Source organism: Reichenbachiella sp., from assembly GCF_039941815.1.
Lineage (GTDB): Bacteria > Bacteroidota > Bacteroidia > Cytophagales > Cyclobacteriaceae > Reichenbachiella.
Genome location: NZ_JBDVDW010000020.1, coordinates 97651 through 121086 on the forward strand (window position 1 = coordinate 97651; position 23436 = coordinate 121086).

General features: G+C 43.3%; 11 protein-coding genes. 8 read left to right on the top strand and 3 right to left on the bottom strand.

The annotated features are described in order from the left end of the window. The 5 genes from ABJF11_RS03245 to ABJF11_RS03265 are packed head-to-tail and all read left to right on the top strand — an operon-like array spanning position 1 to position 11292. Positions 1-423, top strand: coding sequence for a GPW/gp25 family protein (locus ABJF11_RS03245; RefSeq protein WP_348118026.1), 423 nt, complete (start codon positions 1-3; stop codon positions 421-423). Then, positions 424-4344 (top strand): baseplate J/gp47 family protein, encoded by a 3921-nt coding sequence (locus tag ABJF11_RS03250; RefSeq protein ID WP_348118027.1) that lies wholly within the window; start codon positions 424-426, stop codon positions 4342-4344. Beyond that, positions 4344-5141 (top strand): hypothetical protein, encoded by a 798-nt coding sequence (locus ABJF11_RS03255; RefSeq protein ID WP_348118028.1) that lies wholly within the window; start codon positions 4344-4346, stop codon positions 5139-5141. Before ABJF11_RS03250 ends, ABJF11_RS03255 begins: the two co-directional genes overlap by 1 nt. Before the next feature lie 2 nt (positions 5142-5143). Next, on the top strand, positions 5144-7762 hold the full coding sequence (locus tag ABJF11_RS03260) for a hypothetical protein (RefSeq protein ID WP_348118029.1): 2619 nt from the start codon (positions 5144-5146) through the stop codon (positions 7760-7762). Continuing rightward, a complete protein-coding gene (locus ABJF11_RS03265) occupies positions 7759-11292 on the top strand; it encodes a contractile injection system tape measure protein (protein ID WP_348118030.1) in 3534 nt (1177 codons plus the stop codon). The genes ABJF11_RS03260 and ABJF11_RS03265 overlap by 4 nt, the downstream gene beginning before the upstream one ends. 14 nt (positions 11293-11306) lie before the next feature. Here ABJF11_RS03265 and ABJF11_RS03270 read toward each other — a convergent pair whose 3' ends face one another. Continuing rightward, the gene (locus ABJF11_RS03270) at positions 11307-11972 is read right to left on the bottom strand and encodes a hypothetical protein (protein WP_348118031.1); all 666 of its coding nucleotides are present in this window, start codon (positions 11970-11972) and stop codon (positions 11307-11309) included. Between the two features lie 163 nt (positions 11973-12135). On the opposite strand from ABJF11_RS03270, the gene ABJF11_RS03275 reads away from it, so the two are divergent. Beyond that, a complete protein-coding gene (locus ABJF11_RS03275; RefSeq protein ID WP_348118033.1) occupies positions 12136-13479 on the top strand; it encodes an ATP-binding protein in 1344 nt (447 codons plus the stop codon). A gap of 17 nt (positions 13480-13496) precedes the next feature. On the opposite strand, the gene ABJF11_RS03280 is transcribed toward ABJF11_RS03275, so the two are convergent. Next, positions 13497-13829 (bottom strand): hypothetical protein, encoded by a 333-nt coding sequence (locus ABJF11_RS03280; protein WP_348118035.1) that lies wholly within the window; start codon positions 13827-13829, stop codon positions 13497-13499. A gap of 22 nt (positions 13830-13851) precedes the next feature. Continuing rightward, positions 13852-14226, bottom strand: coding sequence for a hypothetical protein (locus ABJF11_RS03285; protein ID WP_348118036.1), 375 nt, complete (start codon positions 14224-14226; stop codon positions 13852-13854). A gap of 499 nt (positions 14227-14725) precedes the next feature. On the opposite strand from ABJF11_RS03285, the gene ABJF11_RS03290 reads away from it, so the two are divergent. Continuing rightward, positions 14726-18385 carry an RHS repeat domain-containing protein gene (locus ABJF11_RS03290; RefSeq protein ID WP_348118037.1) on the top strand — a complete coding sequence of 1220 codons (3660 nt, stop codon included), beginning with the start codon at positions 14726-14728 and terminating at the stop codon, positions 18383-18385. Positions 18386-18401: 16 nt separating this feature from the next. After that, positions 18402-23436, top strand: a 5035-nt coding sequence (locus ABJF11_RS03295) for a DUF6443 domain-containing protein (protein ID WP_348118039.1), incomplete at its 3' end; no start/stop codon positions are given.

Genomic DNA, 23436 nt, shown 5'->3' on the forward strand with positions numbered 1-23436 from the left:
ATGAGCAATGAAGAAAAATCATTTTTAGGTAGAGGATGGAGCTTTCCTCCAGCATTCGATAGCGGTACAAAAACAGCCAGTATGGTAAGTGATGAAGAAGACATCCGACAAAGTCTATTCATCATACTGTCTACAAGAAAAGGAGAAAGGGTCATTAATCCGGATTTTGGATGCGGGATCAACGAACTCGTGTTTGAGGAGATAGATACTTCCATCAGGCAGCAGGTTATCGACCTGGTGAGTATGGCAATACTCTATTATGAACCAAGAATAAATCTCATCGAGATCAAAGTGGATTTGGATCAGCAGCTCGATGGTAGACTGAATATCAAGATAGACTACAACATTAAAAATGTAAACAAGAGAAGCAACATGGTTTATCCTTTCTACTTCCTGGAAGGAACAGACCTGCGATTCGGATAAATGAGCAACGGGCACTACATATGGAACGAGGGGACGACCCAAAACACAAGGCGAAAACAGCCTTTGACAGAAAAGAACTTTGATGTCGATGAACGTCATTTTGAAGTACTGGTCAAGTATGTCTCCGAATATGCCGCTCAAATTTCCTATTTCAACCAAGAGAACCAAACAGAACAAACCTGGAAATCGCTCATCGATATAGATGAAATTGTTGTGCTTGCCAAGCTTCGATTATTAGATATTGGTGGTATTGAGAATCAATATTATCAATATTTGGCTGATGCGTCCAATAAACAAAATACGGCTGATATTCGTCAAGAAGCTGCTGCAGATTCACTGAAGGTAACCAAAGAACTATTTTCAATCCTTAGTAATTGGTACAGCGTACTAAAAAAAATACCATCAGAAGCAGTTCATTACCCCATACTCAAAGAGTGGAATGCAGCTTTGAAAGAATTGAAAAAAACGCAGGAGCAACAGTCGTTTAATCTTTCCAGTTTCTTGGAAGAATACAATGGATTGCCTGAGGATAAGAAATCAGGAGCATTAAAAAAACTGGATTACTTTTTTAAACAGTTGATCAAAACGGCCTTTTTTCTTAATTCCAAGTATGAGAAATTTCTTAGCCTATCGAAGCGGCATCAATCTCATCTACCACATCACGGATTGATTTTCGCGTTCCTCGAACTTTTGGAGTACGCTCAAAAAAGTATCAATACCTTCCACCAGCGCCATTTGGACTACTACTATGGCGAACAGCTCCACCTTCGGCCCAGGCTGGCGAAGCCAGATCTGGTCACCCTGCAGTTTGAGCTGGAAGATGGCTTCAAAGATTGCTACATCCCGGAGCGCACGGCATTTCTGGCCGGTCAGGATGAAAACGGGAATGACCTCGTTTATAAAACCACAGAGCCACTGCTGGTAGAGAAGAGTAAGATTGCATCATTAAAAGGTATATTTCTTTCCATCATATTGACACTGAACAATCGCTCTCATGTCAACTATATTCGAGTAGCAGACTACAAAAAAAAGGATGATGACAGCCCGTGGTCAATATTGAATATCAAAAAACAGAGTTATGGATCTCATCAATATCATCCAAAGATCGGTTTTGCGATAAGCTCACCAGAGCTTATGTTGAGAGAGGGAGATAGAACCATTACAATCCAGTTTGAAAGTCTAACCAGAACGTCCCTCAAAACGCTCAAACCAAAATATACCATTGGTGAGCAGAGCCCTGGTGATATGAAACTGGCAGACCTGCTTGAGAAAATGGAAAACAAAAACCCTACAGTAAAGGAGTTTTTTGATCAAGCATGGCAGGTCTCCAATGGCCACTCAACACATTCAGTGAGTGAAGAATTTATTTCAAAAATTCTTAGCCCAGAGCAGGAAGATATTGCTGATAGACCCATGCAACGGTATCTGGAAACTGAGCAAGAAGAAGAGGGCTCATCACTTACAGTGCATGAGTGGGTCAAAGGGCTGAGCGAAAAATACAGTATACCATCAAAATTAAGCTTTAAGCAAATAGTCAATAGAATAATTGACGAGGAGGACCCAGAACTCAGAAAAAGAAAATATAGAAAAGCCCTTAAGAATGTACTGCGTATAGACTACACATCCACAGAAGGATGGATTGATGTAGAGCCAGTAGATGTCAGCCATTCTAATAATACGCTAAAAATTATTTTGGTGCTAAAACAGTCTTTTCCAGCAATGGAAACTATGCCTGATTCAAGATATTCAGATCCGGCATTGAGATTCACTTTAAATGCGGATGCCACCCTATACGGTTACGACTTCATCAAGCTGCTCCAAATCAATAGAATGCATTGTGCGATCAAAGTAAAAAACGTTAGGGACCTCGTACTGTACAATCAGATCGGCCCAGTCAATGCTGATGGGCCGTTTCTACCATTTGGCCCTACACCTAATAATTATTCTTACTTACTCATTGGAAACAAAGAAATTTTCAGAAAACAATTCTCAAAGCTGGCGCTCAATATTGAATGGATGGATCTTCCGACTGAAGTAGGAGGCTTTGAATCTCACTATCAATTGTATGATCAAAAGGTAAACAATCAGTCATTCAAAGCTAAGGTTTCAAACCTTGACAACGGACAATGGAGTCCAAAGGAAAATCGAAGGGAGGAGATAAGGCTTTTTGGCGATCAGGACCGATTGACAAGCAATGTTCGATTCGATCTGGATATTTCCAGGCTGTCGCCGTCATTCAAATATAGTTGGCACCCGGAGGAGCTGGAGTATACTGGCGTGTCGCAGCGGGGATTTCTCAAGGTGCAACTGTCAGCGCCAGTCCATTCATTTGGACACCAGCAGTATCCCAATCTGCTCTCCAAAATGGCCATGGAAAATGCTAGATCCGCAACAGGAATAATTTCTAATCTTTTGAAGAAAAAGATAGAAATGCAGATGCCTAATCAGCCCTATACTCCCAAAATGGATAAGATTTCAGTTGAATATGATACTGAATTTGAAATGAATTTTGACACCAATTCCGGGCTCAAAAAAAATAAGAACCATTCCTTTTTTCACCTATTGCCATTTGATGGAATTGTAGCAGATCCTGCTGGGGCAGACGGCATTCGACTGATCCCCACATTCGATTGTGAAGGAGCTTTGCTCATCGGTATTAAGGATTTTTCTGCGCCAGGTTCTTTGACGTTGTTTTTCAATCTCAAAGAAACAGACTCGGTACAAGACCCTGATCCAGAAGGCAAGGGCGTTTTAGATTGGCGTGTATTGCATGGCAACAATTGGCTCGCACTTCGACCGGAAAATGTATCTCTCGATACCACAGATAATTTCCTTCACGCTGGGATTGTCAAGCTGGATGTTGGAAAGCTGGGACCAGCAAAACCAAGTGCGATTCTTGATCCTGAGCTGTTTTGGATTATGGTCAGCTCAAGAAATAATACAGGCATCATGGGAGAAGTAATCGATATTTCGACGCATGCCGTAGTGGCCAAATATTCCGCAAGTGAGGAGGCCAATGTAGTTAATTACAAAATTTCTCCAGACACGATCTCCTCAGCAGTCAAGGATTTGCCAGCTATCAAATCAATTAATCAGCCAAGAGCTTCATACGGTGGCCGATCGGAGGAGGAAAGAAGCCATTTTTACCTACGGGTGAGCGAACGGCTAAGGCACAAAAATCGATGTGTGAACCCATATGACTACGAAAGAATAATTCTGGAAGCATTTCCTGATATCAGCAAAGTGCTCTGCATAGACTCTTACGATTGGCAAACTAATGCTCCGGCTACAGGCAAAGTCTTAATCGTGCTGGTACCCGTCATATCAGATTATATGTCTGCTAATCTTATTACACCATCTACAAGTGTCAAAACCCTGCGCAAAGTTCGCCAGTTGATCAATTCCAGGACTTCACCCTTTGTACATGTAGATGTGATCAATCCGGAATATGAGCACATGAGAGTGTTTGCTGATGTAAAGTTCCTTTCGGGTAAATCTGCTGGCTACTACCTGAAAAAATTGAACGATGAGTTGAAGGCATATATAGCCCCATGGACAATTGATGAAAAGGCAGAACCACTTTTTCAACGCAGCTTTCCTATCGCTGACATCCAGTCCTTTATTCAATCCAGACCCTATGTAGATTTTGTAACGAAGGTGTCATCCGTCAAGGTAGATTATGCCCATGTACAGAAAAAGAAAAAAAAGGAACAGGGCCCTTATGCACTACGAGATACAGGAATAAACCTGGAAAAAGACAATGAAACCAGAGGTAGATATCCCTGGTCTATCATCACGACTGCCCGCCTACATCAGCTCAACAACCTGGATATAATAAAAGAAACTCCGCCTGACCATGCCGGATATGAAGACCTTTATCTGAATGAGGATTTTGTAATTAGAGATGAAAAGAATAAATAATGGAACGCAAAGGAAGACAGGACCTAAAGAATAATTTTACCAACGGATCACTGCCCACAGCTGCGCACTTCAAGCAACTAATAGATTCCGTTCTCAATCTTCAGGATGACGATTTTCAATCTTTGCTTTTGCAAATGGGAGGCCCGCTGAGGCTCTATCTCAATGAACAAGAGAAAGAGGAAAAAGAAGTGCTCATAGAGTTTTTCAAAAGTGTGGGAGATACTCGTGGTGATAGTGTTTGGCGTTTTGTACTATCCAAAGAGAAAGGCGGTACGCATGATATCCTCATCCTTCAAAATGAAAAGAGAGAGTCCATTCTTGAGATCTCTCAAAAAGGAGAGGTGAAGATCAATTCGACTCTGTTGCACCTGGGAGGACGGGTGTTTATACCAGAATCTATCGGCAGCTATCCGAGTATCAATCAGGGTGATCATGTTCCAGCTGACGGCAAATGGCACCCAATCCTTACCAAACTCAAGGGCTGTCAGATGTATGACATAGTGGCTAGAGCTGGAGGAGACAGTGCACGAAGCAAAAACTATTCGATGATCAAATCCACTGCCACACTCATTCCAATCAATAGGGGTCTGTTGAGTTTTCTATTTCCAGATAGAAGTACGATTCAGACGCTACATTCGTATGCAGGCTCTAGCCGCAATAAAATAGATCTCAAATGGGATAGAGATGATACGCATGCTCAGCTAATGATTCGCTCACGAAGTGATTTCAAAGGAGGAATCCGAATCCACTACCGCATCAAAAGGACCTGGACAGATGAAATCATTTCTAACGCTTGACTATGAGTGAACCAAAATTTATAGATAAGGATAATATTTCCCCATTTCACCTGAACATCAGACAACTGTATCAGGAGGGAATCACTAAAATACAGGGCTACTCCGCAGATCACTGGACAGACTACAATGAGCACGATCCGGGAGTTACTATTTTGGAGCAGCTGGTATTTGCGATTACCGATCTATGCTACAAGATGGGATTCGATACGGTAGATTACCTGGTGGGGCCAAACGGCAAGTTGGAGACAGAAAAGCTGGCACTCTATGAAGCCGACGAAATACTGACAACACACCCGGTAACCATAGACGACTTCAGAAAGGTCATCTTTGACCGAGTCCCTGATGTTAGCAATGTTTGGATTGAAACCCTTCCGGAAAATGAAAATCAACGCATCCCGGGACTATACAAAATCTATCTCTACCTCAATCCAGCCAAATACTACGCCTTTCAGGCCTCAGGGGCCACCAAACTTGAGGAATATCAGCAAGAACAGTTGGATCTGGTAGAAAGCATCTGGCCATCTATACGAAATATCGGTGAAGATTTTAGTAAAGAAAATCTGGTGGTGCTGGGCAAATTGAATGTATTTCTATGTGCTGAGTTGGTGGTTAAAAATGCAAGCAACCTTGAAGATATTCTGGCAGAAATCATTTTTCAGATAGACCAGTATTTCAATCCCATTCTGACGATGAGTTCCTTGGAAGACCTTTTAGAAGAGGGGTATACTTATGATCAGATTTTTGAAGGGCCAAAATTAGCTCATGGATTTATTAAACCTGAAGTGCTAAATGAAAAAAAACCGATCAGGATTACTAAAGCCAAAATCGTCTCAATCATTTCCAAAATAGAAGGAGTCAGACAAATCGAAAGACTCAACATTAAATACAAAATAGGAGATGGAAACGAAATAGATGCAGGAGAAGTGCTGGAGGTGGCACAGATCGACAGCACGGCTCTGCCAAGATTCAAGTTTCTCAAAGAAGTCAATGAATCCTCTGATACCAACCCTCAACTCATAAGGATGTCTTCTGATGAAGAGTACAAGATTCTTACGGTGAAGCTGAGAAAAAACAACAGTAAGAAATACCTGAACATTGAATATGATAGTATGATCAAGACGCTTCGTCGAAGACAGGCCCTGCATACGCGAGTATATTCTTCAGCTTCCACCTCTCATCATACGGCACTATTACCGAAAGGTGAATACCGGGATTGGTCCAATTATTACTCCATTCAGAACCAATTTCCGGCCATTTACGCCATCAACCAATATGGACTGTCCAATCATGATTCCAATAAAAGGCAAGCCGTGGCCATGCAACTCAAAGGGTACCTGATACTCTTCGAACAACTTATTGCTGATTTCCAAAATCAGATGGCACATCTGAAAGACCTGTATTCGATAGATCGAAAACACCTGCACACCAGCTATTATCCCGGGGATCTACTACAGTCCGAAATTAAAAATATTGAAGACCTGTTTCAATACGAACAGGAGGAGGGGTTGGACAAGAAAGAGCAACTTGGCGCCGTCATGGACAACATGCTTCAGAAGATCAATACGATCCATCCACATATTGAGAGGAAAGGTCGACTGCTTGATTATATGCTCAGCTTGTACGGAGAAAAATTTTCTCAACACACCCTCGGTCGAGTAGGTCGTAGAGTGGGTAAAACGGAAAAAGAGCATATCGGACTTGAAAATAAGGTGCGTATGTTGGAAACACTTCGTTACTTCAATGCCAATTCGGCAAAAGCTCCTACCATGAGCACCAGTAGTAAACTCGAAGACGTTAGTGGTTTTGAATTGAAGCTCGCCGTACTCCTAGGTCTGGAGTTTAACACGGTACTAAAAAGTGACGGACAATCGATCTTTTCTATCCATCAGGACGAACACCGCAGAATCAGTCTGGTACCCGACCACAAGTGGGACAAAGTAGCACCGGGTAAAGTCAAAAATATTCAGAAATTACTTGAAGAGGGACGGCTGCAGCCCGTAGAAGGACTAGAGTCCAGTACGACAAAGCAGCCATCGGAAGGCTTGGTGAAAAACTATCTGATAGGAGAAAAAATCGTGCGGAGTAAAGTCGGTACTAACATCCAGAATTACTTTATCTATCAATCCAATCAGTACCAGCAGAATTATTTGCTCATCAAAACACAGTCTGGCGGTCAGACCGAATGGCATATCATTGGAGTGTGCAACGATTCGGAAGAAGCCTTGATTGTATCCACAAAGCTGACTCAGATATGTAGCGAATACCAGAAACAAAGATTCATTTTTCTTGACCATATCAAGTTGAGGCCCACAGCAGCCAGCAAGCAGGAGCCCATAGCTGATGAGGATCAGCGTGATTTTTATGGTTTTCGTGCTACGCTGGTATTTCCCAGCTGGGGAAAGAAATTTGAGGATTCTGGATATCGACACCTTGCTGAGGACACAGTCAAAAAAATAGCTCCGGCGCATGTGGCTGTCAATGTGCTATGGCTGGATCTGATTAAGTTTAGAGAGTTCGAGAAAGTGTATAGCGTTTGGGCCGGCATGCCGGATGATGAATACCACCGGGAAAGTATGGTGCATTTTATCAAAAACAATAGTTTTTCACAGGCTCCCTCATGAGTAGTCATTTGATCGATAGAGTCAAATTTGATATTCAGGCCGAAAACACCTTCGATGCCAAGGAAATCCAAGATAAAATATTCTCCATCTGTCGTCATCAACTCAGCCCGGCACTAGACGCCTCTCTGGCTGAAGATGCCGAGCATCTTGCCATCAGAAAGGAGCAGCTGGTATTGGATCTTGGTCATATTCCTAAGTATGCACTAGATGCACACCTCATACCAAGAATTCTGGAAGCCTTTTCCGATGCCATGGTAGAGCTATTGCCTGCCAGCAGCCCGGATCACCATTGGCAAAACGATCTGAATGCCCTGATTCTATTTCTGGAGCGAGGCACAAGACATTGGGCGAAAGGAGAGGACTACGACCCGCAAGCGGATCTGGTAGAAATGCTAAAAAATAAGTGGCCTGCTTTGCTGAAATTTTTGAAACGAACCCAATTGCAGCGGCAGGTAAGCATCAGAATGGTTTCGCTGGCTTCGCAGCAGAACTACAAGGAATTGATTCTGAAGCTGCGACCATCGGACAGCGATTTCATCCTTAGTTTTACCAAAGCAGCAGTTCAAATCACAGAACACACACAGCTTGTGAAAGTAGCCAGGTCGGAATGGGAGATCAGTCTGAAAGTACTGATACTGCATGACCTGATTCGCAACCACGACTCCTTGTTTAACAGGAAGATGTTTATTCGCCGTCAGCTGATGGGCATTGCAGCCGAGCATCGAATCAGCTACTTGCAACTCTTAAAGCTTTTTGATGAATTGCTTTCAACACAAGAAGCCTCCTACAGATATCACGACACCCTACCCGTATTGCTCAAAGATCTGACTCAAGAAGCCCACCATTCACCAGATGAATCTGCTGATCAGCGACCCGTCGTCACCTGGGAGATTTTGTTTGATAAATCCACCTGGCATACGGCAAAAAATGATAGACTCCAATCTGCATGGAAAGAATGGATTACCCAATATACGGGTGAGATGAAACAGTCTTTCGAATCGCAGGTACGAACAACTGATCAGGTGGAATTTATCGTGGATGTCCTGCAAGATGAACGCGTCGACGAGCTTATCACGGTATTGATTCCACACTTGTCTCGCTACGTGATCAGATATAAAAAAGCAGTTGTCAAAGGCAATCGGAGTACCAGTCGCCTTACTACCGCGGAGGACAACTTGAAAAGAACGTTAAATTTCTTGATTGTCAGCTATTTGACTATAGATATGGGCACCGCCTTCAATAAGCGGGAGTTTTTTACCCAGCAAATTGTTCGGTTGAGCAGACACTACAATTTGGCCTACACTGAAGTGCTCAATTTTCTAATTTACACGCTTGAATCTTCCAAAGAACCCATACTCTTTGGTATGATGGAATTGATTCGTCAGATCAAAGAAGGCTTGATTCCAGAACCAAAGCAGGAGGAAGGGGCGGTATTCGAAGAGCAGGATGAACTCGTGCTATTGTTTTATTATCTGACACACGGGCAGCTACATCCGGACATGAGTAGGTCAGACGGACTCAGACCTTTCGACTTGCTGGTCAATGTACTTTTAGATTCACCCGATAAGGATCAGGTTCTAAATTTTATTCAAGCGCACAAGAACGAAATTGCACTTCAGATTCAGGTGTATGACAACCAAGTGTTTCTACAGCTCATCAAACTTTTGTTAGCAGAAAAAGTGGGGTTAAGCAATCCGGAAGTCAAAATTATCAGTGCCCAGGTCAAAAAACACAGTAGGCAGTCTGTCAAGCCCGGAGCCTTCCGTGTGTATGTCTTTGAGTTCCTATCCGGACTCAAGAGCAAGCTACAATCAAACGAAGTCAGAAAATATGATTTGGACGGCTTGTCTGATCCGTACTCACTCTTCTGTAGATATCTGATAATAAAGCTTTCGCTCGAGGCATATTACAGTGAAGCGTCGTCCACAGAAGAACCAGGATTGTCAAGAAAACCTAAAGCACTCACCTACGGGCAGGCTCGGTCGCAGCTATTGGCTGCTCTTGATCACATGACCAGCAGCGGAGAAGTTCGTGATTACCACAAAACTCAAGCGCAGTTTTCCTTACGGAAAATTCTGGAAAGCCAACAAGAAAGCACCTCATTGATCCATACTCTCAGTAGTAGTCAGTTGCGAATTTTGCTCAGGTATAGCAACAAAATTGTGCGTTTCAAGATTTTGAAGCTGCTGACCAAATCATCCGTACTCATCCGTGTGCTCATGGAGGAACTCGATGTCTCCACAGTCAGTGATGACCAAGCCAAAGGTTGGGAGCAAGTTTTGGTGATGGATGCAGAGTCGCACAGCCTCGACCAAAAGACGCCTCTTATAGAAGCGCTACAGCTACTTGATGTAGATGAGGATCGGCGGGCGGCAATATTCAGTCGATGGGAGGAGATATTGACCTCTCGTAAGGGCCAAAGATCGGATGAATTAACATCACTTGTTAAGTATTTTGAGTCTGGAAAAATACCTAAGGGCTGGGCTCAGTCACGATTGGAGTCTCTTTTTTTAAAGCACTACGAAGCCAATTACAGGCAAATTCACCAGGCGCTTACACCCATTATTTATCAGCAAGCCCAGGTACTATTTTTGCAGCAGTCATTGTCAAAAAATATCATTAATCGCTGGATGCAGCTTATTATGGGTAGTCAGTATCAGCAATTTGAACGCGAAACAAGTGAGTTTGAAAAGATACTTCTCCTAACCGATGCGAGAAACGAATGGCAATTCAAAAATAAGAACACATTTGATCAAATCCGAGTCCTGATCGTCTATGAGTACCAATTCAGAAATATTGATTTGGCGCTGATCGTCAGGTACTACATCGATTTTTTCGCTCGACAGCAATCGACTACATTCACAGAACTAAGTCGGTTCTTATATCAAGAGATCAAGACTGTCACGGATCAGATGGAGCATGAACCTACAAGGAGAAAGGCCGAAGAAGTTAAAAAGATTCTTTCCGTCGATCAGCACATTTCAGAGGAGGCCCCTCAGCCAGCCGATCAAACCAACCCAGTAGATCCAAATTACAAAATTGAAAATGCAGGGTTGATACTGGCCTGGCCGTTTTTCAAACCCCTGTTTGGTCAGTTGGAATACCTTGACGAATCTGGGGCATTCAAAAACGAATACGAACAATCCAAAGCAGTACGCCTACTTCAATACGTGGCCAGTGGAGAATCTACTCAGCCAGAATACAACATGACACTCAATAAGTTGCTCTGTGGTTATCCTTTGGTCGAACCACTCAAGCGGAATGCCGAGCACACGGAGAGTGAGCGCAATCTGGCTGATAGCATGCTTGATGGTATGATCGCCAACTGGTCCAAATTGGGGAATACCTCTGCCGAAGGGTTGCGCAATACTTTTCTGATGCGAAAGGGGGCGCTTACTCATACAGATGGCAATTGGACCCTGAGGGTAGAGAAAAAAGGAATGGATATATTGCTTGATTTTATTCCCTGGACGATCTCAGGTATAAAGCTTCCCTGGTTTGAAGGCATGCTTTTCGTAGAGTGGAGATAATCACCCTGCCTTCCTCAATTTTCTGATTCATTCGCCGGACTGCCCTTGTCCTCCAGCAACTGCACACGCAGGGTATCGGAAACCACCCATGTATCAATTTTCATGGTGTACAATGAATCCTTGTACAGTAGGAGGCTATCTGATAGTAATTGATTTTGTTCATTCACAGAAGCGAGCAGAAAATTGAGCGTATCAAAATTCAGCGTATGCTTAGTGGTTCGTATCAGTGTGTCATCTTTTGCATCCCAGTAGACAGTGTCCTTCCTGATGAAAGAGGCAATCGTATCACCTTTAATGCCGTTGATGATAATTGGTATAGAATCTGTATTACGCGGGTTACCGATCAGAGAGACAGGCCATGTTTTTCTCTGCTCCAGATAAAGCGAAAGTGCTCGTGCCTGCGAAGTATCTGGCGTGTTGACTTCTGGCCAGTCCAGCATAAGAGTCCGTACCTCGTAGTCATTGATGTAGGCCAGATTGTACCAGATGCGCTCAGTATATCGTACACCGATGATAAGCAATAGCACCAGTGTCACCACCAGTCCTGGTTTGATCAGGTGCTCCCACTCGAGGTATACATCTTTGGTCTTGAGAATTTGTATGCCCCGAAAAAGAGCAAAAATGATAAGGACAACTACAATCGAAATGATCACATCCCAGGCGGTTAGGAAATCCAGCATGTTGATTTTCTTTTTTGTTAAAAATAAGTATTAAATTCATGATTAACTAGATGAATTCGACTTGTATTTCGAATATTTATTATTGCGTGTACCAAAAGTTTGGACCCATCTAATTAGTCGGTAGCACTTTTGCCTAACCCATTATAAAACGACCGAAATAAAATTGAGTAATAACAGCAACCATGCACAAGCCCTGACCCTTGAGCTGGAGTGGATATCCCATCTGATCAATCAGCGCATTTCAAGCTATTTTCAGCCGGAAAAAGGAATATTCAAGCTTGAAAGCGTCTCCCCACCAGTCTTGCCTTCAGCAAGCAATCTTGCAAAATTGCACGAAGAGAATAACCTTTCTATACCTGAGCGAATCATACTTGCGTTAGCCATCATTCCCAATTTGAAACCCCAGCTTCTGGATAATTTTTGTATCAAAAACAAAGCATTGGATAGAGGGTTTTCCGAATTTGGTGGCATTTTCGGTGATCAGCACGGAGGCTTTCTTCCAACAGCAGAAACTGCCCTTTTTTTGCTCTCAGGAGGAGACCTGAATCAGCGCATCGGATACATGGAATCCCTGGCCTATCACGGTGCACTTCGAAAATCTGGCATCCTGAAAATGGGAAAGTCACCAACCGGAGAACCGGTTCTCTCAGCACCGATATTTATTGACGATCATGTCATGGAATATTTGCAAACCGGCCAGGAATATACCCCAGAGATGAGCGCTGAGTTTCCTGCTAAGATCATCGACACTTCGCTGGAATGGGACGACCTGGTACTCGACGAAGAGGTGCTCAATCGCATCGAAGAAGTGAAATCCTGGGTCGTACATGAAAAATTTCTCCTTGAAGAGTGGGGGCTCAGCCGAAAACTAAAAAAAGGATTTAGATGTCTGTTTTACGGACCTCCGGGTACAGGCAAGACACTTACTGCTTCCTTGCTTGGAAAGGCAACAGGCATGCCGGTATATCGCGTAGACCTCAGCCTGGTGGTTTCAAAATATATCGGCGAAACTGAAAAAAATCTCTCCAGGATTTTTGATATGGCGGAACACAAAAAGTGGATTCTCTTCTTTGATGAGGCCGACGCACTCTTCGGAAAAAGGGTACAGACCTCATCTTCCAATGATCGCTTTGCAAATCAGGAAATAGCCTTTTTGCTTCAGCGTATAGAGGATTTTGATGGATTGATCATTCTGGCCTCCAATATTAAAGGCAATATTGACGAGGCCTTTGCCAGAAGATTTCAATCGATGATCTACTTTCCATTACCGGAAAAAGAGGAGCGACTGCTGCTTTGGAAGTCCTACTTTAATGGAAACCTGCCAATTGACCCTGATATCGACTTCAAACCACTCGCGGATGAGTACGAGCTTTCGGGTGGCAACATCGTCAATATTTTGAGGTTTAGTTGCATCAAAGCCGTAGAGCGTGAACACCAACAAGTGCAAGAGGAAGATATTGTCGAGGGACTAAGGCGCGAGTTTCGCCAGCTTGGTCGTACGGTATAGTGCCGCAATTGGCAAGTCTATTTTGAGAGCAGTTTGATTTCAGCTGTCTTTTTTAGCATCAGAGAATCCAGGGTGGCCCTGGAGCTATCGTATTCCTGGTTTATTCTTTCTATACTTTCCCAAAGTACCACTTGTAAGTCTTTGATTTTGTTGTATTCAGGGAGGACTATACTGGCGGAGTCCAACTGATCATCTCGTTTTTGTTGAAGTTTTGTGGTTTCATTTTGGTACCAGATATGAACAAGGCTTTCAGCCTTGTCTACATACTCGGTTTGTTTAGCCTTTATTTTTTTCAGAAAGCACGACGATAGTGTTAGTGCACATACAATTAAAATCAGGAAGTTTCTCATGGTTGGTTTCTCAGGTTCAGGTTTATTTGGCCGGTGCTTTCAGGGCCAGTTCCTCTTTTCGTCGATCATCCAGCATCTGATACACCTGATTGACGATGGTCGTATCCTCTGGTAAAGGGGGAGGCACAGCTTCTATTTTCTCCCGAAGACTACTGATCACAATTTTCATACTGTCTAATTTTTTTTCTTGCAGTGAGTTCCAGTAGTAGATTAGAGACATGGCATCGCCTTCTGATTCGAGGGTTTCGTTCATCAAAAGTTTCATGGACTCTAGCTGCACATCTTTATCCGGGTTATTTTCTGGCGCTGGACTTTGCTGGGCATACAGCGTAGACAACCCCATCATTGAGCATAGAGAGAGGTGTAGGAGATAGCGTGCAAATCGGTCAGGTGTCATGAAGATCGGTCGGTTTTGAATGAATTTTGAGCCCCTTTCAATTGGCACCCAAAGACACTTTCAAATTAAACACTAATGCCCGTTATTCCAAAGTTATAATGAGCAATAATTGCTTAACCGTATGCATATTCTATGACCAAACCCGGGCCTATCGGATTCTGCTCATGCATTATCAATTTCACGAATTATAACGTCAGAATTTATGAATGTCAAACAAAAGACATGGATGATCAAAGATGTGGATAAGTTCTAATTCTAAAATTTGGAGTTGTAATATTCAATTGCTAATATAGCGCCAGCAATTATTTTTTGAGAAGAATAAGTCTTTTTTTATAGTAGAATACGTTCGCAATTTGTTATGGCGTATTGATGGTTCTGTTTCGAAAGAATAATATTTTCGAATCTATTCGGATCAATTTCCTTCTATAGGAGTCGGCTAGTGTACCAACCTAACTTGTGTTTATTAACATTTTGATTTACATCAATTCTAACAATTGTTATGAGAAAACAACTTGGGTCTGGGCAGCTTACGTCCACTTTGTCAAAAAGTACAATCGCATACCTTGTACTTACATTATTTTTTCAATCTTCCATTCAACTTTGGGCGCAAGGCGGTGAAAGTTCCGCAGATTTCAACCCCGGAGAGATCAATATTCTGCCGCCATCTCCTACAGCAGGTGCACTGGGTCAATACGGGCTATCGCCTGTTTCGCTATCAACTGGTACACCGAACATCAGTGTACCCATCCATCAGATCAGTTATCGAGGTATCAGTGTACCGATTTCGTTATCCTATAGCTCCAGCGGGCTCAAGGTAGACGAAGTCGCTTCCTGGGTCGGACAGGGCTGGTCACTCAATGCCGGCGGAGTCATCACCCGGGTGATCAAAGACGAAGCTGATGAGGAGCGCGGAGGAAGAGCCATTCCTGAAAATCTCAATGTTGGAGAGGTCGAGACCTTAGTTTTTATTGAAGCAGCACAAGGAGATGGGATTGATACTGAGCCTGATCTGTACATGTTCAATTTTAATGGATACAATGGAAAGTTCGTAATCAGTGATGATCGATCTGTTAATATGATGCCCGCACAAAAATTGAATGTTGGGTATTCAGAAAACGGAACTTTAGGATACGCTGATTTTTATATTCAAACACCTGATGGCATCCAATATGTGTTTAGCGATTATGAAACTTCCAGAACCTATAACTTAGGTTGTGGTAAGGATTTTAATCTATTTAGCACTAGTGCCTGGTATTTAACTAAAATAACTCACCCGAATGGAGCTGAGGTTTTATTCAATTATGAATCCAGCATCACAGAACACTATTCTGGTGTAGATCAGACTTTCCAAGAGCGAGTATTACAAAGTTTCAGAGATTGTCAATCCGGCTATGTTGCATGCGGCGCTCAGAGCTCCGAGCGAACTTGCGTGAGGAAGTCTTGGGTAAACAGCGTTAAGCTAGAATCGATTATTTATGGAACAGATAGTACGGTATTTACGACCTCTGATCGCACAGATGTCATCAAAGGAAAAAAATTAGATGAAATTAAGACATACGTCAATGGCAACTTGATCAAAAAATGGACCTTAGATCATGAGACTGTCGCATCCAATACATTACCCAGTGGACATGGGGGTACCGAGGTATCAAAAAGGCTGTTTCTTAACGGATTCAAAGAATGGGATCAGAACAGTACGGAGAGCAAAGATTATGTATTTGAGTACATAGATAAAACTAACTTGCCAGCAAGACTGTCCTTTGCCCAGGACCATTGGGGTTATTTCAATGGAAAGAACAATACTCATTTTGTGCCTGATGTACTAGGTGCCCGTTTTGCAGGCATCGGAGGCAGTAGAGACGCTGATAGTAATTACGCAAAAAAAGGCATGTTACACAAAATCACTTATCCAACAGGTGGTTATAGCCAGTTTGATTTTGAGGCCAACGCCTATTACGATGATTCTTACACAGAAGATATTATAGACTTATATTCTCTGGATCACTTTTCAGATGATGAAGTAGTTACCAGTTTTCAACGTGATACTCTGGTGGTAAACCATAATTATGAGCCCAGTTCTATCATCTTCAGAGCAGCCGTTCGCCCAAGCCATCAAGGATTTGAATTTGTGAATTGCACAGCCAACATTCGAATTTACCGATTGGACGAACCAAATAATGAATCGACTTCAAGAGAATACCAATTTTCCTTTGACAGTTTGGATGGATATGAATTCAAAATCTTTAATCAGAACACAGATGAGCCTTTTATGTTTTCCCCTGGGGTATATGCGATAGAAATATCGGCCAGAGAATTTATAGAAGCTTCATTAGATTTTGATTATAAGTCAGGCGAGGTTATTACGCCAAAGGATGTTGAGGTTGGAGGTATGCGGATCAAAAAAGAAACGATATATGACGGAATTAATACACCACAGGTCAAATCATATTACTATGCTCCATTTGAGAATTTGAATAGCACTTCGATTTCAAAGCCTCAAACACCAGTCTATATGAAATACATATCGACAGAAATGGGGATGGTGTGTGAAGGCCAGAGTGGAGGAGGAGAAATATTGAAGGGCACATGTACGAATGTCTACCTCTACTCCAGCAGTCAATCCAATTTGTTTCCAATTAGTGGCAGTCATATTTATTATGATAAAGTATTAGTGGCTGATGGGGAAAATTTTGCTAACGGCTTTACCGAACATGATTTTCTTATCACAAGAGATAACAATCCCAAGATTGTTTTGGGCGAGGATATCACCTCTGCCACTTATTCTAATATCGGATGGGATAATGGTCTTGAATCGAAAGTGACACATAAAGATTCTCAAGGTCAGATAGTTTATCAAAAAGAAAATGAATGGCTAATCGATTCTGCTTCGACAAAGAGCTTGCAAGGAGTAGTTATTCATCAGAAAAATGCTGACTGGCTGGGAGAAGAAGTCTATTATGCGTGCAATGAAAGTAATACTGGGCTGGACAAACAGGACGTATTATGTTGGTCTCAATACAAATGCATTACTGATCACGAGCATGATTATAGCATTCTTAAAGTTATTGATTCAGATAAATGTCGGGCGGATGGCAGGAATATGCAGAGAATTTATTTGAATTGTAATCCCTGCATGACTAAAAACCCAGGAGATACGGTGATTTGGATACAAGCATTGAGTCATCTCAATGTGGTAGAATACCAAAATTACTCTTTTAGACACTTTCTAGGATCGACCTTAGAAACGACTTTCAACCCTGATGGAACGCAGCTACAAAAGCGTAGCACATATAAGTATGATAATCCAGATCATATGCAGCTCACTGCCATGGAGACGTTGACTTCCAGAGCTGATACGCTGAAAACTTTTTACTATTACCCTGCAGATTACACCAAACCAGAATTATTGGACCTTGCAGACGATAAATTCCTGCACGCCTTACCCGTGAGAGTCGATATGTACAGAAATGATAAACAACTAAGTTCTGTTGTGGTCAAATATGATACGATAGGCCAACCCACGGAAGTACATCGGAAGATTGATCTTGAAAATACAACTGATTTTGCGGCGGATGTCTGGGTTCCAATCACGGGCTATCAGCTAGAAACTAGCCTTCAATATGATCCAAAAGAACAAATAATAAGAGGAAGACTGCCACGTAGTGGTATAAATGAGGCATACCTCTGGAATAATGAAGGCACATTGGTGCTGGCCAGTGCGATTCAGGCCGACACTGCCAGGCTTTATTATGAAAATTTTGAATCATCATCCACTTCAAATGCCTACTTGGGCAGCGGGGGGCACAATGGTGTTTACAATTTTTCTACTCAGGGCTTTTCTCCGACGATAACTACAGACCTCAAAATGTCCTATTGGAAATTGGTGAATGGTACATGGGAGCACAGTGGTGAATTAGACTTTAACAACGTAATCAGTGAAAGTGTATGGATCGATGAAGTTATTGTTTATCCTAAAGGAGCACATGTGACCACCTATTTCTATGACGACTATGACCGGCTTATACATGTCACGGATCCCAAGAATCGAACTATCACCTACAGTTATGACGCCTTTGGTCGCCTTTCTTATGTCAAAGATCACGAAGGCCATGTGCTGAGTGCACAGGAGTATCATTACAAGAACCCAATCTCCAACTAATAATCCACGAAGCAAGATGAAAGAATTATTAAAAGAAATAAAGCACACTGTGGTGATGAAAAATATTATTTGGATCATAGGGCTGTTGTTATTGACTAACGCAGGATTGTACGCTCAAACCGAAACCTCGACTGATAGTACAGCGGTAGCAGAACCTCAAATCATGATGATCTCACCCATAGAAGCGCCCATGGCTGCAGCTGCAGCGCCTGGTGGAGGTGGGGGGAACCCGCCCTCAGACCCGACAGGATCAATAAATGCATCAAGTAATACCTGTGGAGATAAGACCCTGACCAGAACCAATAACCCTCCTTCAGGCGAAGTATGGTATTGGCAGACCTCCGCAAGCGGTACTAATTTGAATGACGATGGTACTACTTATGATGCAACCTCAAGTGGCACTTATTATATTCGAGCTTATAGGCCATCTAATCAAGAATGGAGTACTGGTTACATTTCCAAGAGTGTAACAGTTAAACCAATTCCCGCAAAACCGACCCCGCTACAAGAGAATACGAAAACCCCGACCTCCTTTAAGGCACGTTGGAATAGTGTGTCGGGTGCGGATTCTTATCGATTGGACGTAGCTACTAATAGCAGCTTTACCAATATGGTTTCCGGATATAACAATAAAACCGTATCGGGTACCACCAATACAGTGAGCGGGCTAGATGGTGGAGATTATTACTACTATCGTGTCCGGACCTATGACAATGGTTGTACCTCGAGTAATTCAACCAAGATCACCGCCAATACGACTTTGGATACACCTTCGGCCAAACAGGAGAACACCAAGACTGCTTCTTCTTTTAAAGCCAGATGGAATGCAGTCTCCGGTACTACCTCTTATCGACTGGACGTATCTACCAATACGGGTTTTACCACCTATGTTTCAGGTTATAATAACAAGGCGATCGTCGGAACTTCTGATGTCGTCAGTGGACTCAATCCTGCTTCCACCTATTACTATCGGGTGAGAGCCTATAGCTCGCCTTATACCACAAGTAATTCCTCTACAATTACGGCTAATACCATTCTGGATGTGCCTAGTGTCAGCCAGGAATCCAACAAGACCTCCTCGACTTTTGATGCCAATTGGGGGAGTGTTTCGGGAGCTGCGTCCTATCGACTCGATGTAGCTACCAACAGTGGCTTTACTAATATGGTCTCTGGATATAACAACAAAACCGTCAGTGGAACGAGCCATACTGTAACTGGATTGGCACCGGGCACACAGTATTACTATCGAGTAAAAGCCTATAGTTCAGTTTATACTTCCGGCTATTCAAGCACCATTACCGCCAACACCCGAGTGGATCCTCCTACTGCTTTGCAGGCTTCTTGTGCAACGGCGTCGTCATTGACTGCAGCATGGAGTTCGGTGACCAATGCCGATGAATACAAACTATATGTCTCTACCCAAAGTGATTTCAGTAGCCATGTATCGGGATATAATGGAACCGTCCTCACTGGCACCAGTCACACGGTAACAGGTCTGTCCGGAGGGACCTATTATTACCGACTTAAAGCAAGAAACAGTGTCAATACATCGGTATACTCCAATTCAATATCTGTCAAAGTCATTACTAAATATAATGTTACCGGTGGACTGATTTGCAGCAATTCGGGATCATTGACCGTAGGGTTATCAGACACTCAATCTGGAGTAGAGTATCATCTCTACTATAATGCCGCTCCTGTATTGGTAGAGGGTACCTCCACCATTGTGAAAATGTTTGGTACAGGCAGTGCAGAAACATTTACCTACGATGCCGATCTGGTAGGTGACTATGAAGTATTTGCAGTTGTCAATGGATGCAGTACAATAATGAATGGAGAAGCGAACATAGTGACAAAACCAATCGAGGTTACTGTGCTTGGAGGTGGAGATTTTTGCGCCGGTTCATCAGGGGTGCCCATCACCCTTAGTAGTGCGGAGACAAATGTCACTTATGAACTGTTCAGAAACGGCAGTACCACAGGACAATCAACTACTACTAACAGTTTCGGTAATCAGACAATTTCTGGTGATTATACCGTAAAAGCATCCAGGAACGGTTGTGAAATTACGCTCGCAGAAACAATTGTGGTTACACAAATTGCGCCTCCTGATTTTCCTGCGGAATCTATTAGTACCAATACCTGTGGAGATAAAATACTTGCTTCGGTAAATCCACCTGATCCTTCTACTAGTATTTTTTGGAAATGGCAAGGTACTCAAACTGATGGTTTTGATATGACTCCTTTTACCACCCATACGATAGAATCGACGGGAAGCTACTATGTGAAATCATATGATTTTAATACCGGGTGCTGGAGCAGTTCTAAGGAAATTGTGGTAACAGTCAATCCCTTTCCTGAAGATTTTAATATGACAGGATTGAGTTTTAGTTGTGCTGATGGCACCGCAATTACCTACGGACTGGATGGGAGCCAAACCGGCGCAGTTTATGATTTATACATTGACAATGTCGTGATTGAGAATGACGTACCAGGTACCGGAAGTGCATTGAATTTCACTCCAGTTACTCAAGCAGCGACTTATACCGTCGTTGCTCTGAAAGATGGATGTATTATCGGAATGTCCGGTTCAAAGAGGATTGATCCGCTCCCTACTTTTCAATATAATGATACTCTGAGTTATTCTGTGGACGTCTCTACGAATGTCTGTGGACCAAAAATTCTGACTCCAAACAACTATCCTCCGTCAGAATCAGAATTCAGATACTTCTGGTACGGAGATGATCAAAGCAACCCTGCTCCGGTTTCGTTTCAGTCACCTATTACTATAGACTCTACGGGAAGTTATTATGTACGTGGACTCAATACCATGACCAACTGTTGGGGAGAATTTTATCAAATCGATGTGAATGTCACATTGTTTCCTGTGAAACAATTACTCTCCGGTGGAGGAGACTATTGTGTTGGAGAACCTCTGCCTACCCTTGACATAAGCCTATCAGAGTCAGACGTAATCTATAAGGTCTATAAAGATGGTGTTTATTTGGCAGGGCAGGATCAGCCTGGTGATTCTTTGGGTGGGGCACTGACTTGGTCAGGTCTCACGACTGGAAGTTATAGAGTAACTGGCTACAGAAATTCATGCGCCACTGATGTATACGGTACCGTAGAAATTACTGAATTTCTAATACCCACAGCCGATGCAGGTAGTGACATCTCTGTCTTCAATAGCGATATTTTGATGCTACCCATGTCAGAGGTGTCTGGGTCTGAATGGTCTTCGTCAGAAGCCACCATTGCGGATAATCTGTACAACGCAAGGTTGGACGGGCCTGGTACTTATGCCATGACCTACACACTTACCAACAGTGCCGGATGCAGCGATGACGACCAGATGGATCTGACCGTATTGGCAGACCCGGATAGGATTTCATTGACTTCCGGTTCGAGATTTATCAATACAGACCCACAAGCCACGGTGCAGGCACCTACTTTGACTGCTCCGACAGGATATAGCTACCAGTGGTACAAGGACGGTACAGCCCTTACGGGAGAAACTTCCAATACCCTGCTGCAGCCCGATGAAGTAGGCGTATATGATGTAGAAATCAAAACAGCCAGCGGATACGGGGTACGATCGAATGCGATAGCAATAGTACCGCTACGGGCAACAGACGAGGTCAACTACATTACCACCCTGCAGCCTAAAGCAGCCTTTACCGAGGTAGCCAGTTTGCCTGTAGATGCAGACAGCGTCATGCGCAAGTATGACTTCATGGATGACCTGGGAAGACCAATGCAAACCGTAGTAGCAGACCAGTCGGTCACCGGGTTGGACATGGTGCAGCCGATGGAATACGATGAGTATGGGCGTAATGTCAAATCGTACCTGCCCTATACAAGCGACGTAAACTCACTTTTCAAAAATGACGCAGTATTGGCGCAAGCCGACTTTTACACCACGGCAAGCAATATCGATCAGGACGACTATCCATTTAGTGAGAACACCTATGAAAATTCTCCCTTTAATCGGGTACTCAAGACCAACGCGCCTGGTGAGGTTTGGGCTAAGACCGCCGTATCGGATGGCAAGCCTGTTGTTTTTACCTACAGTGCCAATACGGCCAACGAGGTGCCCAACTGGGAAATTGTAAACGACGCACTTTCCAAAAATGGAACATACGCCGCCGGTACCCTCAACAAAACCGTGACGACCGATGAAAACGGGAAGCAAGTGCAGGAATACAAAAACCTGCAGGGACAGGTGGTACTGAAAAAAGTACAGATCGCGGAGACCAATCCGACAGTGGATACAGATTGGTATCAGACCTTCTACGTCTACGATGTATTCAACAATCCACGTTTTGTCATTCCGCCCCAAGCGGTAGTAGAAATCGGAGCGGCGACTACGGTCAGTGCTTCAATTCTAGAGCAATACATCTTCCAGTATGCTTATGACGAGCGCCAGCGCATGATCATGAAGCAGGTACCTGGTGCCGACTCCGTACTGATGGTCTATGACCAACGAGATCGCCTCGTGATGACTCAGGATGGCAACCAGCGTGTAAATGACCAGTGGTCGTTTACCAAATACGATACACTCAATAGACCTGTCCTGACGGGAATAATCGCTGAAAGCGACGATCGGGAAACCCTACAATCAGAAGTAAACAACGTCACTGTGTTTGCTGAGTCCTACATCGGTACCGGTAGCCTGATGGGGTATGATGGCAGTGGCTATCCTACTTTGGCTGATTCAGCTGATTTGCTTACCGTCACCTATTACGACAGTTATGATTTTAGCGACGACAGCCATTGGAACCTGGGCGACTTCACCACCCAGCCAGAAGCCAGGACATTGGTAACTGGGAGCAAGGTCAAAGTGCCGGGCCAGACTGAGTGGAACGAGATGATCACTATATACGATGACTACTTCCGAGTGGCCAGCAGCGTATCGTTGGATTACCAAAGCAATCGTGACTCATTGGTCAATGAATATTATAGCGACGTATTGCCATTGGTCACCAAAACCACGCACATTCACGTAAGTGCTCTGGCCAATGATACCACCACGCTCATCAAAACATTTG

Excerpts from the sequence above, each read along its gene's own strand:
- ABJF11_RS03290 (WP_348118037.1), top strand. The coding sequence starts at position 14,726 with ATGAGAAAACAACTTGGGTCTGGGCAGCTTACGTCCACTTTGTCAAAA.
- ABJF11_RS03260 (WP_348118029.1), top strand. The coding sequence starts at position 5,144 with ATGAGTGAACCAAAATTTATAGATAAGGATAATATTTCCCCATTTCAC.
- ABJF11_RS03245 (WP_348118026.1), top strand. The coding sequence starts at position 1 with ATGAGCAATGAAGAAAAATCATTTTTAGGTAGAGGATGGAGCTTTCCT.
- ABJF11_RS03255 (WP_348118028.1), top strand. The coding sequence starts at position 4,344 with ATGGAACGCAAAGGAAGACAGGACCTAAAGAATAATTTTACCAACGGA.
- ABJF11_RS03270 (WP_348118031.1), bottom strand. The coding sequence starts at position 11,972 with ATGCTGGATTTCCTAACCGCCTGGGATGTGATCATTTCGATTGTAGTT.
- ABJF11_RS03285 (WP_348118036.1), bottom strand. The coding sequence starts at position 14,226 with ATGACACCTGACCGATTTGCACGCTATCTCCTACACCTCTCTCTATGC.
- ABJF11_RS03280 (WP_348118035.1), bottom strand. The coding sequence starts at position 13,829 with ATGAGAAACTTCCTGATTTTAATTGTATGTGCACTAACACTATCGTCG.
- ABJF11_RS03265 (WP_348118030.1), top strand. The coding sequence starts at position 7,759 with ATGAGTAGTCATTTGATCGATAGAGTCAAATTTGATATTCAGGCCGAA.
- ABJF11_RS03250 (WP_348118027.1), top strand. The coding sequence starts at position 424 with ATGAGCAACGGGCACTACATATGGAACGAGGGGACGACCCAAAACACA.